The 13,806-nt window shown below is 68.7% G+C and carries 16 protein-coding genes and 1 pseudogene; 6 read left to right on the forward strand and 11 right to left on the reverse strand.

The window, feature by feature from the left end; genetic code table 11:
• Nucleotides 1-80: 80 nt before the first annotated feature.
• Nucleotides 81-983, forward strand: coding sequence for an inositol monophosphatase family protein (locus tag Y710_RS06640; protein ID WP_045538171.1), 903 nt, complete (start codon nucleotides 81-83; stop codon nucleotides 981-983).
• A gap of 24 nt (nucleotides 984-1,007) precedes the next feature.
• On the opposite strand, the gene Y710_RS06645 is transcribed toward Y710_RS06640, so the two are convergent.
• The 8 genes and pseudogenes from Y710_RS06645 to Y710_RS18905 form a co-directional block, all read right to left on the reverse strand.
• Nucleotides 1,008-1,925, reverse strand: a complete 918-nt coding sequence (locus Y710_RS06645; RefSeq protein ID WP_062366858.1) for a dioxygenase family protein — start codon at nucleotides 1,923-1,925, stop codon at nucleotides 1,008-1,010.
• Nucleotides 1,922-2,983 (reverse strand): maleylacetate reductase, encoded by a 1,062-nt coding sequence (locus Y710_RS06650; RefSeq protein WP_062366860.1) that lies wholly within the window; start codon nucleotides 2,981-2,983, stop codon nucleotides 1,922-1,924. The genes Y710_RS06645 and Y710_RS06650 overlap by 4 nt, the downstream gene beginning before the upstream one ends.
• A gap of 2 nt (nucleotides 2,984-2,985) precedes the next feature.
• Nucleotides 2,986-4,774 (reverse strand): annotated as a pseudogene (locus tag Y710_RS19270) (FAD-dependent monooxygenase).
• A 65-nt stretch (nucleotides 4,775-4,839) separates the two neighbouring features.
• Nucleotides 4,840-5,910 (reverse strand): MBL fold metallo-hydrolase, encoded by a 1,071-nt coding sequence (locus tag Y710_RS06660; protein WP_062366862.1) that lies wholly within the window; start codon nucleotides 5,908-5,910, stop codon nucleotides 4,840-4,842.
• A 46-nt stretch (nucleotides 5,911-5,956) separates the two neighbouring features.
• Nucleotides 5,957-6,766 carry an ABC transporter ATP-binding protein gene (locus tag Y710_RS06665; RefSeq protein ID WP_006896331.1) on the reverse strand — a complete coding sequence of 270 codons (810 nt, stop codon included), beginning with the start codon at nucleotides 6,764-6,766 and terminating at the stop codon, nucleotides 5,957-5,959.
• A 2-nt stretch (nucleotides 6,767-6,768) separates the two neighbouring features.
• Entirely contained in the window at nucleotides 6,769-7,551 is a 783-nt protein-coding gene (locus Y710_RS06670; RefSeq protein WP_006896332.1) for an ABC transporter permease, read from the reverse strand.
• Nucleotides 7,551-8,417: an ABC transporter permease gene (locus Y710_RS06675; protein ID WP_062366864.1), complete on the reverse strand. Its 867-nt coding sequence runs from the start codon at nucleotides 8,415-8,417 to the stop codon at nucleotides 7,551-7,553. Before Y710_RS06675 ends, Y710_RS06670 begins: the two co-directional genes overlap by 1 nt.
• Complete coding sequence (locus Y710_RS18905) at nucleotides 8,414-8,653, reverse strand: aliphatic sulfonate ABC transporter substrate-binding protein (RefSeq protein ID WP_062366866.1); 240 nt, start codon at nucleotides 8,651-8,653, stop codon at nucleotides 8,414-8,416. Before Y710_RS18905 ends, Y710_RS06675 begins: the two co-directional genes overlap by 4 nt.
• On the opposite strand from Y710_RS18905, the gene Y710_RS06685 reads away from it, so the two are divergent.
• Nucleotides 8,618-9,241 carry a LysR substrate-binding domain-containing protein gene (locus tag Y710_RS06685; RefSeq protein WP_269449337.1) on the forward strand — a complete coding sequence of 208 codons (624 nt, stop codon included), beginning with the start codon at nucleotides 8,618-8,620 and terminating at the stop codon, nucleotides 9,239-9,241. The two genes, Y710_RS18905 and Y710_RS06685, sit on opposite strands and share 36 nt — an antisense overlap.
• 20 nt (nucleotides 9,242-9,261) lie before the next feature.
• Here Y710_RS06685 and cei read toward each other — a convergent pair whose 3' ends face one another.
• Nucleotides 9,262-9,951 carry an envelope integrity protein Cei gene (gene cei, locus Y710_RS06690; protein WP_062366870.1) on the reverse strand — a complete coding sequence of 230 codons (690 nt, stop codon included), beginning with the start codon at nucleotides 9,949-9,951 and terminating at the stop codon, nucleotides 9,262-9,264.
• A gap of 278 nt (nucleotides 9,952-10,229) precedes the next feature.
• On the opposite strand from cei, the gene Y710_RS06695 reads away from it, so the two are divergent.
• Nucleotides 10,230-10,529 carry a DUF4193 domain-containing protein gene (locus Y710_RS06695; RefSeq protein ID WP_006896337.1) on the forward strand — a complete coding sequence of 100 codons (300 nt, stop codon included), beginning with the start codon at nucleotides 10,230-10,232 and terminating at the stop codon, nucleotides 10,527-10,529.
• An 86-nt stretch (nucleotides 10,530-10,615) separates the two neighbouring features.
• Here the strand turns inward: Y710_RS06695 and Y710_RS06700 are convergent, their stop codons facing one another.
• Complete coding sequence (locus tag Y710_RS06700; RefSeq protein ID WP_062366872.1) at nucleotides 10,616-11,194, reverse strand: DUF3093 domain-containing protein; 579 nt, start codon at nucleotides 11,192-11,194, stop codon at nucleotides 10,616-10,618.
• Nucleotides 11,195-11,248: 54 nt separating this feature from the next.
• Here Y710_RS06700 and dut point away from each other — a divergent pair, with 54 nt between their 5' ends.
• On the forward strand, nucleotides 11,249-11,719 hold the full coding sequence (gene dut, locus Y710_RS06705; RefSeq protein ID WP_101841578.1) for a dUTP diphosphatase: 471 nt from the start codon (nucleotides 11,249-11,251) through the stop codon (nucleotides 11,717-11,719).
• 2 nt (nucleotides 11,720-11,721) lie between these two features.
• Nucleotides 11,722-12,612, forward strand: a complete 891-nt coding sequence (locus Y710_RS06710; protein WP_006896340.1) for a DUF3710 domain-containing protein — start codon at nucleotides 11,722-11,724, stop codon at nucleotides 12,610-12,612.
• On the opposite strand, the gene Y710_RS06715 is transcribed toward Y710_RS06710, so the two are convergent.
• Nucleotides 12,586-13,314: an alpha/beta hydrolase gene (locus Y710_RS06715; protein ID WP_331709891.1), complete on the reverse strand. Its 729-nt coding sequence runs from the start codon at nucleotides 13,312-13,314 to the stop codon at nucleotides 12,586-12,588. The genes Y710_RS06710 and Y710_RS06715 overlap by 27 nt on opposite strands.
• A 56-nt stretch (nucleotides 13,315-13,370) precedes the next feature.
• Here Y710_RS06715 and Y710_RS06720 point away from each other — a divergent pair, with 56 nt between their 5' ends.
• Nucleotides 13,371-13,745, forward strand: a complete 375-nt coding sequence (locus Y710_RS06720; RefSeq protein ID WP_006896342.1) for an OB-fold nucleic acid binding domain-containing protein — start codon at nucleotides 13,371-13,373, stop codon at nucleotides 13,743-13,745.
• Nucleotides 13,746-13,806 lie beyond the last annotated feature (61 nt).

The raw sequence follows: 13,806 nt of genomic DNA on the forward strand, positions 1-13,806 counted from the left end.
TCGGTGGACGATGGCGGCGGGAGACGGCCTGCGCCGTGCTCCCGTCGGACACTCTAGACTCGCAACTCTAGACTCTAGGTGTGACGTCTCCCGGCTTCTCCACCCCGTCCGATCCCATCGATACGCCCACGGCCGCGCCGGCCGAACTCGCCGAGATCGCCCGGCGGGTGGCCGAACGGGCCGCCGAGCACGTCCGGACGCGGCGGGTGGAACTGTTCGCGCCGACGGGCACGAGGGTCGCCGACGGCTCGGTCGAGTCGAAGTCGACCCCGACGGATCCGGTCACGGTCGCCGACCGGGAGTCCGAGGCACTGATCCGGAACCTGCTGCGCGCCGAGCGGCCCGACGACGAGGTCCTCGGCGAAGAGGACGGCGGGTCCGTCGACGTCCCCACCGGGGTCCGCTGGGTGGTCGACCCGATCGACGGCACGGTGAACTTCCTGTACGGGATACCGGCGTTCGCCGTGTCGGTGGCGGCACAGATCGACGGACGCTCGGTGGCCGGCGCGGTGGTCGACGTCGCCCGCGGGGTGACGTATTGGGCGAGCGCCGGCGGGGGAGCGTGGGCGACGGGACTCGGGCCGGAAGCGATCCGACTGTCGTGCAACCCGATCACCGACGTCGGGCTGGCTCTCGTGGCCACCGGATTCGGGTACTCGCGCGAGCGTCGCGTGCGCCAGGGCGCGCTGATCGCGCAGCTGCTGCCCGAAGTGCGTGACATCCGGCGAGTCGGCGCCGCGGCGCTGGACCTGTGCATGGTGGCATCGGGTGCTGCCGACGCCCACATCGAGCACGGACTGAGCCCGTGGGACTGGGCGGCGGGCGGACTGATCGCAGCGGAGGCCGGGGCGACGGTCCTCCTGCCGCCCGCGGACTCGCGATCGAGCGACGGCCACGTGACGGTCGCCGCAGCCGGCGGCATCGCCGACGAGTTCGTCGACGTCCTCGAGCGGATCGGAGCGCTGCGCGCGTTGCCCGACTGAGCCCGCGCACCGCCGGCCGGCCCGTCATTCGTCGGTTGCGGCTCCGGGCGCCAGCACCACGTCGAACCGCACTCGTGACCACGGTCCGTCGATCACTCGGCCGTCCGGTGTCGGTGTGCCCGCCGGCTGCTCGATGAAATCCTTGACCAGCGAGTCCTTGACTCCGAACACGCTGTCGCGGTCCAGCAGCTCGTCGCCGCGGACGAAGATGTGCGTCACCAGGCGCCGGCAGCCCGGCGCGGTGACCATGAAGTGCAGGTGCGAGGCGCGGTAGGGCGATCGGCCCACGGCCTGCAGCATCTTGCCTACCGGGCCGTCGTAGGGGATCGGATACGGCGTCGGCTTGATCCCCCAGAACCGGTACCCGCCGTCGTCGTCGGTGAACAGGTGGGCGCGCGCCGCGACGCGCCCGTCGTCGTGCTGAACGTCGTAGAGACCCTCATCGTCGGCCTCCCACACCTCGATCCTGGCGTTGCGGACCGGATCGCCGTCGACGTCGCGGACGGTGCCCTCCACCCAGCACGGCTGTCCCGCAGCGCCGAACGCCACGTCGCCGCCGAGTTCGATGCGGGGGGCTCCGTCGACGAAGAACGGGCCGAAGACGGTCGCCTCGGTCGCATCTCCGTAGGCCTCGTTGTTGATGGCGATGGTCTGCATCGACGCGCCCAGCGTGTCCGAGAGCAGCACGAACTCCTGTCGCTTGTCATCGGTGATGTGACCGGCGTCGGTGAGGAAGTCGATGGCGACCTGCCACTCGTCCTCGGTCAGCCGCACATCGCGGAGAAGGGCGTGCAGATGTTCGACGAGCGAGACCATCACCCGTCGCAGACGCGGATCGGCGCAGTCGTCGAAGGAGTGGACGACGCGCTGTACGACGTCCTCTTCGACCGCCCGTTGGCGTTCGGAGATCGGGTGGTTCGAGTGGTCGGGGATGGTGGTCATCGGGGTTCGTCTCCTTCCCACGCCGCGCGGAGCAACGCGGTGAGGTCGTCGGTGCTGACGGGTTTCGGGTTGTTCGTCGGGATGGCTGCCAGAATGGGCGGGACCGCTGCGGCGATACCTTCTCCGGGCATGCCGTAGTCCTTGAGCGCGCGGGGCGCCGACACGGCGCGGCGCAGGGCGGCCAGACCGGCGACCGCGGTCTGGCTGCCGAACGCGCGAGAGATGCGTGCGGCGGCCTCCGGTGCGCCGGGCGCGTTGAAGGCCAGCACGTGAGGCAGGACCACCGCGTGCGTCTGCGCGTGGGGCAGGTCGTACATCCCGCCCAGGACATGACAGATCTTGTGATGCATGCCCGAACCCGCCGAGGCGAACGACACCGCCGCGAGGTACGCACCGTAGAGCGTCTGCTCGATGGCGTCGAGGCCTCCGGCGCCGTCGACCAGCCCGATCATCCCGGCTCGCAGTCCGCGGATCCCCTCCTCGGCCAGCGCTCGGTCGATCGGATCCGCGCGCGGGCCCCACATCGAGTCGACGCAGTGGGCGAGCGCGTTGAGCCCGCTGGCGACGGAGAGATCGGCGGGCAGGGACTGCAGGAGGGTCGCGTCGTACACGATCGACGCGGGCAGGACCCGCCGGTCGGTGCCGGTGGTCTTGACTCCGTTCTCGGTCATCCCCCAGACGTTCGTGGCTTCGCTGCCCGCGTACGTCGTCGGCACGGCGACGATCGGCACACCGCTGCGCAGGGCCACGGCTTTGGCCAGGCCGGTGGCCGAGCCGCCGCCCACGCTGACGAGGACGTCGACGTCACCGGTGCGGGCAGCGGCCCGGGCGCGCTCGGCGACCTCGATCGGCACGTGCATGGCGACGTCGTCGTGCCGCACCGCGAGCGGGAGCCGCGCGGCGACGGCCTCCACCTGTTCGGCGCTCGGACCGGAGTGGATCAGCATGGCCCGAGTGCCGCCGACCGCCGCGACCTCCGCGGCCACGGCTCCCGGCGCGTCGCCCCGCGCGAACACCACGCGCTGCGGCAGCGTCTCGTGAATGAAGTCGAAGCTCATCGTCAGCGCCCCAAGACCGTTCGCATCGCCGTCGACAGTTCGCGGGTCGGGTCGTCGGGCAGCTGGTTCGAGCGCCAGGCGATGTGCTTGTCGGGCCGCACGAGGAGCGCCCCGGACTCCGAGACCTCGCGGAGCTTCGCCCAGTCGTAGTACAGATCGGTCACGTCGCGGCCGGGACCGATCACGACTGCTTCCAGAGGTACTCCGAGCTCGCGGGCGACGGCGTCGGCCGCCTGCGTCCACGGACTGCCCGCGACGCCGGTGACGAGGGTCCAGCGATCGTACGGCGCCAGGTCGAGCATCGCTTTGCGCGAGACGTTGTCGCCGACCCAGGCGTGGGGCAGATGTGCACCCGGCGACGTGGACGGGACGTAGTACAGATCGCGATCCTCACGCCCGGCCGGCGGCTGCGGCTCGGTGCCGTCGGAGACGATCGCAGCCGAACGGTAGAACTGGCCGAGTTCCACCCCGTGCGCGTTGAACTCGTAGTTCTTGGTGTTCATGGCTTTGACGAGGGCAGCCCGTTTCGCCTCACCGGCCGGCGAGTCGGCTTTCCGCTCGGCGATCGCGGCGGCCATCTCGTCGCCCTCCAGACCGACGACGCCGAGTGCGGTGAACATGTCGGAGAACTCTCGCGCCGACTTGTTCGCCCGGGTGACGATCTGTTCGGCGACGGGGGCGCGTTCGGCGGTGTAGGAATCGAGCAGCGACGGTGCCGCCTGCCCGCGCAGAACCGCGGCGATCTTCCAGGCCAGATTGTACGAGTCCTGCACCGAGGTGTTGGACCCCAGACCGTTCGACGGCGGGTGCCGATGAATGGCGTCGCCGACGCAGAACACCCGGCCCTTCTGCAGGTCGGTGGCGTACATCTCGTTCACGCCCCACAGGCTGTAGCCGGTGATCTCCGGCTCGAGATCCGGCACCCCCAGCAGGTCGCGAATGATGCCGATGGCCATCTCGTCGTCCAGATCCGGCGGCGGCTGGTTGATGTCGTAGCCCCATACGATGAGCCACTCGTCCCACGGGCGCACCATGCGCACCAGTCCGGTTCCGATGCCGCCGACATTCGATCCGGGCTGGATCACCCAGTAGAGAACACTCGGTCGATGGTCAACCAGGGAGGCGATGTCGGCTTTGAGATGTTCATCGATCCGGCGATGTCCATCGCGCCTTCGAACGTCAGACCGATGTCCTCGGCCACGCGTGAGCGGGCGCCGTCGGCCCCGATCAGGTACTTCGCGCGGATCCGGTACTCCTGGCCGGTGAGACGGTCCCGCACGTCGACGGTGACGCCGTTCTCGTCCTGCGAGTGGCCGAGATACTCGGTGGAGAAGCGGGTCTGCGTTCCGCGGACGGTCGCGTTGCGGACCAGGATGGGCTCGAGGTAGGTCTGCGGGATGTCCACCGTGAGGCACGGCGAGGCGAGCCGGTAGTCGCCTCGCGGTCGGGGCGGGTGCCCCAGGTGCGGATCCGGCCGATCTCCTCGCCTGCGATCGACGTGCAGAAGACGGTGTCGCCGATCAACTCGTGGGGAGTGGCCTCGGCGAGGACCTGATCCTCGATGCCCATGTCCCGGAAGACCTCCATCGAGCGTTGGTTGGTGATGTGCGCTCGGGGCGTGTTCGCGGTCCAGCGGTACTTGGTGATCACGATGTTCGGGATGCCCAGCGTCGACAGGAACAGCGCTGCCGACGCGCCTCCGGGTCCGGAACCGACGATCAGGACATCGGTCTCGACGATGTCCCCCTCGGGCACCTCGGTTGCGGCGATGCCGTCGTTGAAAACAGCCATGATCTGGCCTTCCTGTGAGATTTGATGCCTGTGCGATGTGCTGCGGTCGTGCGCCGGCGGGCGGTTCAGCGGGGCTCGCCGAGACCGAAATGCATGAGGTCTTCTCCCACCACCAGGTGGCCGGAGAACCCCTGCTGCGCCTGCTGCCACTTCTCGACCGGCGTATTGCCCGGCACCAGGTGTGTGAGGACCAGGGTGTCGACGCCCGCGGCCTCGGCTTGAGCGCCGACCTCCTCGATCGCGGTGTGCGCAGCGAGCATGTGCTGCATGAGGTTGGGGTCGGGTCTGGCGGAGTTCGGCCCGAGCAGGGAGTCCACCCAGTCCATGTCGATGCACTCGTGGAGGAGGATGTCCGCGCCGTCCGCGATCGTCACCAGATTGCTGCACACGCCGGTGTCGCCGGAGACGACGATCGAGCCGTCCGGGGTGTCGAAGCGGAAGGCGAAGGCCGGGAAGATCGGCCGGTGGTCGACGAGGATGGCGGTCACCCGGACGTTCTCGTCCGCATAGACCTCGAACGGTTCCATCGCCGGACTCGGGTCGCCGTTGGGGTCGTCGCCGGTCGTTCCCGGGAGCACGATGTCGTGGAACTCGAAGATCTCGCGCAGATCCTGCTTGGCGTTGTCGCGCATCCGGTCGTTGATGTCGAGGGCGTACGCCTGGAGCAGCCTGGCCGTCGACTCCTCGAGACCGGGTGTCGGCGACTCCGGATTGAAGACCTCGGGGATCGGATCCCGATTGGTCTCGTCGAAGATCGGCGGCAGGACGCGACGATCGCCGGGGCCGTAGACCTGCACCGGCTGCCGGAGACCGTCGGAACCGTTGTGCCAGGCGAGGAGCAACAGGTTCGGATAGTCGACCATGTGGTCGGAGTGGTGATGGGTGATGAACACGCCGCGGAGGTCGTCGAGACCCTTCTGGAATCCGGCCGGGCCGAGACCGGCCTTGCGGTACCGGGGACCCCACCCCTCACCGTAGTCGATCAGGTACACCGAGTCGTTCACCGTGATCGCGGTCGAAATGCCGGCGCGGTCCGATCCGTCCCACCACGGCGGTCCGCCGGAGGTGCCGAGCAGGGTGACCCGGGTGCGATAGGCGGTGGCCTGGGCGTTGTCGAGAGGCTGATGAGTTGTCATGGCGGCGTTCTCCTAGAGGGCTTTCTCCTGCTGGCGTTTCGGGTGGTCAGGCGATGCTCGCGTGCGACTGCGCGGCCTGGATGAGCTCGAAGACCTCGGTGCGGTACTTCGCGTACGCGGGCAGCGTCTTGGTCTCGAGTTGGTCCCGTGGCTGCGGTAGATCGACGTCGATGTTCCGCGTCACTCGGGTCGGAGCACCGGAGAGGACGATGACTCGATCACCGAGGTACACGGCCTCGTCGATGTCGTGGGTGACGAAGACGATGGTGGTGTCGAAGTCCTTCCGCACACGCAGCACCAGGTCCTCGAGTTCGATGCGGGTCTGCGCGTCGACGGCGGCGAACGGCTCGTCCATCAGCAGCACATCCGGCTGATATGCGAGACCCCGGGCGATCGCCGCGCGCTGCTGCATGCCGCCCGACATCTGCCAGGGGTACAGGTCGTGCTTGCCCGCCAGGCCCACCGCTGTGAGAACCGAATCGATCCGGACCGCGCGCTCGGCCTTGCGGACCGTGCGGCGCAGCGGAAGTTCGATGTTGTCGGCGACGCTCAGCCACGGGAACAGGGAGCGACTGTAGTCCTGGAAGACGACGGCCAGCTTCGCGGGCGGTCCGGTCACCGTGTCACCCTCGAACAGGCAGGCGCCGTCGGTGGGTGCGAGCAGGCCGGCCATGCACCGCAGCAGGGTGGTCTTGCCCGAGCCCGAGGGGCCGACCACGCAGACGAACTCGCCGCGGCGCACGGTGAAGTCGATTCCGGCCAGGATCTGGACATCGCCGTAGGATTTGCGCAGGTCGCGCAGTTCCATGAGCGTCGTCGGTGCGGTGACATCGGTTTCGGTGGCGTCGACAGACATGATCATCCTTTTGCGTTCAGGGCCCGCATGCCGTACTGCCAGCGCAGCACGTACTTCTCGATGCGGACGAAGACGAGATTGGCGAGGTATCCGAGCAGGCCGAGCAGAACGGTGCCCGCCCAGGTCTCCGGGACCGCGAAGGTCTGCTGGGAGTTCAGGAGGTAGAAGCCGATGCCGTTGGTCGACGCCACCATCTCGGAGACGACGATCAGGATGATCGAGATCTGCAGAGTGGTGCGCAGGCCGGCGAAGATGGCGGGGCCGGCATGCGGGAGCAGAACGTACCGGATGTATTGCGGGAGCGTCAGTCGGTACGACCGCGACATGTCCTTGACGAGCGGGTCGAGGGATCGAACTCCGTCGATGGTGTTGAGCAGGGTCGGCCAGACCGCACCCACGACGATGATCGAGATGTTCATCGCCGGACCGATGCCGAAGACCAGCAGGCCGATCGGCAGCAGAACGGGAGGCGGCAGCGAGCGCAGGAACTGGATGATCGGCTCGCACGCGGCACGCAGGACCGGCGACAGCCCGATCAGCAGTCCGAAGACTATCCCCAGTGCGCCGGCGATGAGGAATCCGATGAGGAACTTCTCCACGCTGGGGACCACGTCGGTCCGCATGCCGTGGACGATCAGGTCGTCCCACATCGTGGTGAGGATGGTCTTCAGGGAGGGAAAGTACAGCGATTCACTCGTCGCCGAGGCGAACCACCAGGTCAGAACCAATGCGGCGGGAAGCCAGGCGCGAAGGAGGATCGCCCGCCAGAGACGACCGGTCTTCATCACTTCGCCTCCTCTCGGTGACTCGGGTGCCAGAACAGCAGCGGCTTCTCGGCTGCCTTGAACACGGTGTTGACCAGGAGCCCGAGCAGGCCCGCGGCGAAGATCAGGGCGTACATCTCCTTGATCGCGCCTGCCGACTGAGCGACCACGATGTCCTGGCCCAGACCTGCGGCGCCGCCGATCATCTCGGTGACGATGGAGATGATGAGTGCGATGGCGGCCGCGATCCGCAAGCCGGTCATCGCGAACGGCGTCATCGACGGAATGACGATTCGGCTCGTGGTGAGCCACCAACCGAGGTGGTAGCTGCGCGCCATGTCGAGACTGGTGGCGTTCACCTCACGGACGCCGTAGACCAGCTGGGTCAGCAGCGGCCAGATCGCGCCGAACACGATCAGGACCATCTTCATTCCCGGCGTCGGGCCCCACAGCAGCAGACCGAGCGGGATCAGGGCCACCGGCGGGATGGGTTTGAGGAACCCCACGACGAGCCAGGTCGATTCCTCGGCGAATCGCGACAGGCCGAGGAGGATGGACAGCGGCGCGGCGATGACGATGATGACCACGAGACCGAGGATCACGATCGACACCGTCGACCAGACGGACGCCCAGAAGGCTCCCGATCCGAGCAGGTCGAGCAAGGCGCCGAGCATCTGGCCTGCGGAGGGCAGTGCGGTGGCCGGCAGGACGCCGAGTGACCAGAGCACCTGCCACACGGCGAAGACGAGGGCGACGGCGCCGGCACCGTAGAGGAATCGTCCGAGACGGGACTCGGCAGATGCGTTGATCGTCCGCACCCATCGCCGGATCGGCCGGTGCATGGTCGTGGCCGAGGTGGAGTCGGTCACGGTGACGAGCTGACTCACGGCCAGATCATCTCCTTCGTATCGACGGGCTTCGAGGTGAAGCCGAGGTGGTTCATGAGGTCCGCGGTGCCCTGGAGAGCGTCGGTGCTGATCTGGTCCGTGTAGACGGGGAGACGCATCTTGGCGAAGACCTGTGGCGGCAGCTTTCCGTACTTCTCCAGCACGGCGCCCACCGCTGCGGGATCCTTCGCTGCGACGAGATCGGCGCGGTTGACCGCCCGGACGAACGCTTTCACCAGCTCCGGGTTGGTTTCGGCGAACGGGCCCGCGCTCCGGACGTGTCGGTCGAACTCTCCGATCCCGACCCGGCCGGAGTCCTCGGCATGGTGGCGGAGGGTCGGGCGGACGTCGGATTCGTCGCCACCGCGGACGTCTCCCGCCTGGCCTCCGCATTCCCCGGACTCCACGTCCGATTCCTGGTGGATCTGCCCCTGGTCCTGGTGGTCTCAAGCGGTCGGCATGTCGCCGGCCTGCGTGATCTGGAGTCGGAGACGTGGATCGTGCCCGCGGCGATTCAGGGATTCCCCGGGCTCGACGAGCTGACCGATCAGTTCTGGCGACGGAACGACGTGACCCCCGCCCGTATCCAGCAGGTGTCGACTTTCCAGACGGCGCTGCCGCTCATCGCCGCGGACATGGCCGTGGGGCTGCTGCCGCGTGACGGATTCGAGGTTGTCGGCGGGCAGGTCGCGGCGATCGATCTGGCCCTCGACATCCCGCCGTTGCGCGCCGCGATGGTCTGGTCCGCCGAGATGCAGCCCGCACCCAGTCTCGATCTGTTGTTCCAGGTGATCGATCAGGCGGTCGCCGACGCCGCCATCTGACCGCGGCGGCGCCGTGACCGCTAGCAGGCCTGGTTGTGCACCGCTTCGATGAGTGATCGATCGATCGCCGTCTTCGGGTTCTTCGGGTCCACCGACCGCAGGGCCTCGAGTGCGGCCTGCGAATCCTGAGTCGGACGTCCCTGCGTGTAGTACTCGCCCAGTGCGAGGTCGACGTCGGTACCGGTGCGGCCGTCGTCGACCAACTGAGCGCACGGCGCGGCGAGCCACACCGCCGCCGCGCCCGCCTGACCGGCCTGACCGAATCGGATCTGAGCGACGCAATGCAGATTCTGGTCGGAGTAGACGGTGTCGTCGGCGTACGCGGGATCGCCGGGGGTGAACCCCTCGGCCACGAGATCGTCGCTCACCGAACGCGCCGAACCGCGGGGCGCGGCGGAGTTGAAGACGCGCACCTTGAACGTCGACAGACCCGCCGGCGCGACGCTGAGCATCTCGGTGGAGCTGACCGGCTTCAGATTCGGCGGGGGCGTCGCCGGTGCCCCGGAGCGGTCCGACGGCGACGCGGCCTCGGGCATGTTGCAGTCCGTGGGGCGCGCCTCGTCACCGCCGCCGGTCAGCGCGACCGACCAGGCGGTGATGGCCGCCACGGCGAGGACCGCGACGACGATGAGGGCGGGCATCAGGTGGCGGCGCCGGAACGGACGGCCCTTCACATCGGTGGTGTAGCCGGTGGCGATCTTCGAGACCAAGACGCTCTAGCACCTTCTTCCGGAATCAGGGGTCGCCGACCACTGTAGAGGGCTCCGCGACGACGGTGCGGGAAGGTGTCCGGCGCGCCCTCATAAGTCGAGTTCGGTGCCTCTGACCGGCGCATTCGACGAGTGGTTGACTTCCGGGGTAAGTGCACCTAGAATTCGGGCGCCCAACATCATCGCGCGACGATGTGGGGGCCGGGGGAACGAGGCCACAAGTGTGTTCTCCCACAGCAATCCGCATCCACACCTACAGAACCCAGGTTAGGCACACTATGGCAACCGATTACGACGCTCCGCGCCGCAGCAACGACGACGACATCGCGGAGGACTCGCTGGAGGAGCTGAAGGCTCGCCGCAATGAAGCGAAGTCCGCCGACGTCGATGTCGACGAGGGCGACACCGCCGAATCGTTCGAACTGCCGGGCGCGGACCTGTCGGGCGAGGAGTTGTCGGTGCGCGTGGTCCCGAAGCAGGACGACGAGTTCACATGCTCGAGCTGCTTCCTCGTGTACCACCGCAACCGTCTCGCCGAACAGCACGGCAACGAGATGATCTGCGTCGACTGCGCCTGATGCACCCCTGTGCCGCGAACCGACCGCGGCTCCGGTGATCCCGGACCGCGGTCGGTGAATCGCGACCCCCGTGCGCCGCGTAGGGCTCAGCCCTGCGCGGCGTCGTCCTTTCCGTGACCCTCATCTCCGGACTCCTCATCTCCGGACTCCCGGTCTGCGGGTTCCTGACCGGGGACGCGGCCCGCGTCACCCATGCCCAGGGCGACCAGCACCCGATCGGGATGGCGGGTCGAGATGAGCCAGTAGGGCGTCGGGTCGTCGGGGTCGTCCAACACCACGAGCACCATCGTCTTGACCCAGGTGCGATGGAGTACGAACGCTGCCGGATCCAGCTGCCTGCCCATGGCCGCGCTGCGCTGCGCCGCCGAGACCGTGGCGCCGCGGGCGATCACCTCGCTGGGCAGCATGGCCTTCCCCGCGTGCAGCGAGCCGTTCGCGTCCACGCGAACGGGCGTCCGCCCCATCGAATACAGTCCCCAGCCGATGAGGGCCGCGATGACGGGATAGGCGACGACGCTCCACGGCTCCCGGTAGGCGGCGAGTTGGACCTCGTAGCCGAAGATCGCGGTGATGGCGAGGCCGGCGAGCCACCACCACCACGGGACGATGAGGCGCTCGCTGTAGCGGTCCTGCTGCGGGGCGGGTGTCGAGGCTGCTTGCGTCACGCGGACAAGCCTAATGCGGTAGCGCCCTAGTAGTCTGCGGGGGTGACCACGCCAGTGACGCCCGATACGTATCCGCCGTTGCGAATCCGCCGACTCGATCCCGACCTCCCGCTTCCCGTGCGCGCCCATCCGGGCGATGCGGGCATCGATCTGTACGCCGCCACCGACCTCGTGCTGGCGCCGGGACGTCGTCAGCTCGTCGGGACCGGTATCGCGATCGGGCTGCCGTACGGCACCGTCGGACTGATCCATCCGCGCTCCGGTCTGGCGGCGCGCGCGGGACTGTCGATCGTCAACGCGCCGGGAACGATCGACGCGGGCTACCGCGGCGAGATCAAGGTGTGCCTGATCAACCTGGATCCGGAGGCTCCGATCACCATCACGCGCGGCGACCGGATCGCCCAGCTGATCGTGCAGCGTGTCGAGTTGCCAGACGTGGTCGAAGTCGATGAACTCGACGACACCGAGCGCGGCGCCGGAGGCTACGGCTCCAGTGGCGGCCACGCGATTCTGACGGAGGGATGACGATGGCACAGCGTGCGACCGGCGCCGCGGGCGACAAGTACTCGATCGGCGACACCGCGGGACCCTACGACATCGCGGATCTGGCGACGCCCCTCGCCGAACTCGCGAACTCCCATCTGGATCTGGGCTCCCTGCTGATGCCGGTGGTGGAGGGCGGGCAGGTGACCGTCGAGATGTCCGCGACGCATGAGCCCGAGGCCGTCTACCTCGTGACGCCGGTCGGCCGCATCGGACTGCACGCCTTCGCCGCCCCGCGCAGCGGGGGACTGTGGCGCGAAGTGGTGCGCGAACTGGCCGAGTCGCTCCGCAGCGACGGAGCGCAGACCTCGATCGAGGACGGTCACTGGGGCCGCGAAGTGGTGGCCCGGGTGCCCGGCGGCAGTCACCGGTTCATCGGTGTCGACGGTCCTCGCTGGATGGTGCGCTGCGTCGCGAGCGGCCCCGAGGAGTCCGAGGTGCAGCTGGCCCAGCTCGCCCGCGCCGTCCTCGCCGAGACGGTGGTGCGTCGAGGCAGTGAACCGTGCCCGCCGCGGGAGTTGCTGCCGATCGTGTTGCCGCCGGTCCTCGCCGAACAGGTCGCGGCCGCCCAGCAGCAACTGGCCGAGCAGGCGGCCGAGCAGGCCGGGGTGGACGCCGAGACCGGAGCCTTCCCCTCGCAGCCGCTGCCCGCACAGCCGTCCGGTGACGACTCCGGAGTGCCGGAGGTGATTCCCGGCGGCGCCGTGGAGCAGAGCGCCTCGGCCACCGTCTACTCCGATCAACCGGACGCGGATGCGCCGTCGGCGACAGCGGAGGAGACGTCGGCTCCGCCCGCAGTGGAGCCGGAGGAGGCACCCACCGCGCCGCCGTCGCGCGGTTCGGCGATGTCACGCTTCCGCCGGCGCCGCCGCTGACGCGTCCCTCCAGGCGGCGGCACAGGCGTCGCCGAGCCGATGCGGTGCCGGCCCGAACTCGGTGAGCGGCACGGCGCGCACCGCCGCCCGCGGTGCATACGCGGCCCAGGCCCGTCCCACCTCGACGGGATGCAGCGGGTCGTCGGGGGCGGCGGCGACGCCCAGCGGCACCGTCAGTGCGGACAGTTCGCTCTCGGCGGGCGCGGCGTGCGCGGCCGCGGCACGCAACTGCTCGACCAGTCCGCGGTCGGCGAGCGAGCGCCACGACCGTGACAGCTCCGCCCCGAGCCATGCGGGGCTGGTCCGGACCATCTGCGCCACCGCGGCCGCCAGACCGTCGCGTTCGATCGCGTCGGCGGTCAGCCGCGCCGACAGCGCGGCGAGTGAGTCCGCGGCCGGGCCCGACCACGGCGGCAGGGCGGCAAGCACTCCGCGGCAGTGCTGCGCGAGCGGTGATCGCAGTGCCCATTCGACGGCGATCGCCGCACCTATCGAGATGCCGCCGACGAGTAGGTCATCGCCTTCGGCGGCGACCTGGTCCAGGCGCGTAGAATAGCTGTTGACCAGGTCAGATTCTGGTTCGAGTGACACCAGTCGAGCGCCAATCGAGGCGGCGGCGGGGCCGAAGACCCGTGCGGCGTAATCGGCGTCCGACCCGGTGCCCGGCATCACGATCAGCGTGGTCATACTTCGATCATGCACGGGTAGTATGGTGAGTTTGCAAGTGAGTTCGATTGCGACACCCCGCGGAGGATGGGATGGCTAATTCGGGTCTGCTCAAGCGGCTCGGACGGATGCTGACCGAAGATCTCGACGAGATCGAAGAGGGTCGCATCCAGCGCGAGTGCCAGGCACATGGTGCGCAGCGCGCGGTCGACTGCGCCCGCGGCGACGAGGCGACGATGGTCGGCGAGCTCCGCGCGGTCGAGACGTGTTCGCGCAACACCAAGACCGGTGTGGTCGCGGAGTTCTTCGACGGCACCGACACGGTGATCCTCAAGTGGATGGGCCGGAACCGGATCCCGGGCATCGAACCCGGTCGACGGGTGACGATCCGCGGCCGGGTGGCGAACTCGGACGGCATGAAGGTGATCTACAACCCCTATTACGAACTGCACGCCACCGACGAGTGAGCGCCTGACCGAGTGAGCGCATGACCGAGTGAGCATGACGACGCCGGCCTCCGTGGAGACC

Origin of the sequence: Gordonia sp. QH-12 (genome assembly GCF_001578675.1) — a bacterium.
Lineage (GTDB): Bacteria > Actinomycetota > Actinomycetes > Mycobacteriales > Mycobacteriaceae > Gordonia > Gordonia sihwensis.

Bases quoted from the DNA above. Each gene is read 5' to 3' on its own strand.
- Y710_RS06645 (WP_062366858.1), bottom strand. From the start codon at position 1,925: ATGACCACCATCCCCGACCACTCGAACCACCCGATCTCCGAACGCCAA.
- Y710_RS06650 (WP_062366860.1), bottom strand. From the start codon at position 2,983: ATGAGCTTCGACTTCATTCACGAGACGCTGCCGCAGCGCGTGGTGTTC.
- Y710_RS06660 (WP_062366862.1), bottom strand. From the start codon at position 5,910: ATGACAACTCATCAGCCTCTCGACAACGCCCAGGCCACCGCCTATCGC.
- Y710_RS06665 (WP_006896331.1), bottom strand. From the start codon at position 6,766: ATGTCTGTCGACGCCACCGAAACCGATGTCACCGCACCGACGACGCTC.
- Y710_RS06670 (WP_006896332.1), bottom strand. From the start codon at position 7,551: ATGAAGACCGGTCGTCTCTGGCGGGCGATCCTCCTTCGCGCCTGGCTT.
- Y710_RS06695 (WP_006896337.1), top strand. From the start codon at position 10,230: ATGGCAACCGATTACGACGCTCCGCGCCGCAGCAACGACGACGACATC.
- Y710_RS06710 (WP_006896340.1), top strand. From the start codon at position 11,722: ATGGCACAGCGTGCGACCGGCGCCGCGGGCGACAAGTACTCGATCGGC.
- Y710_RS06720 (WP_006896342.1), top strand. From the start codon at position 13,371: ATGGCTAATTCGGGTCTGCTCAAGCGGCTCGGACGGATGCTGACCGAA.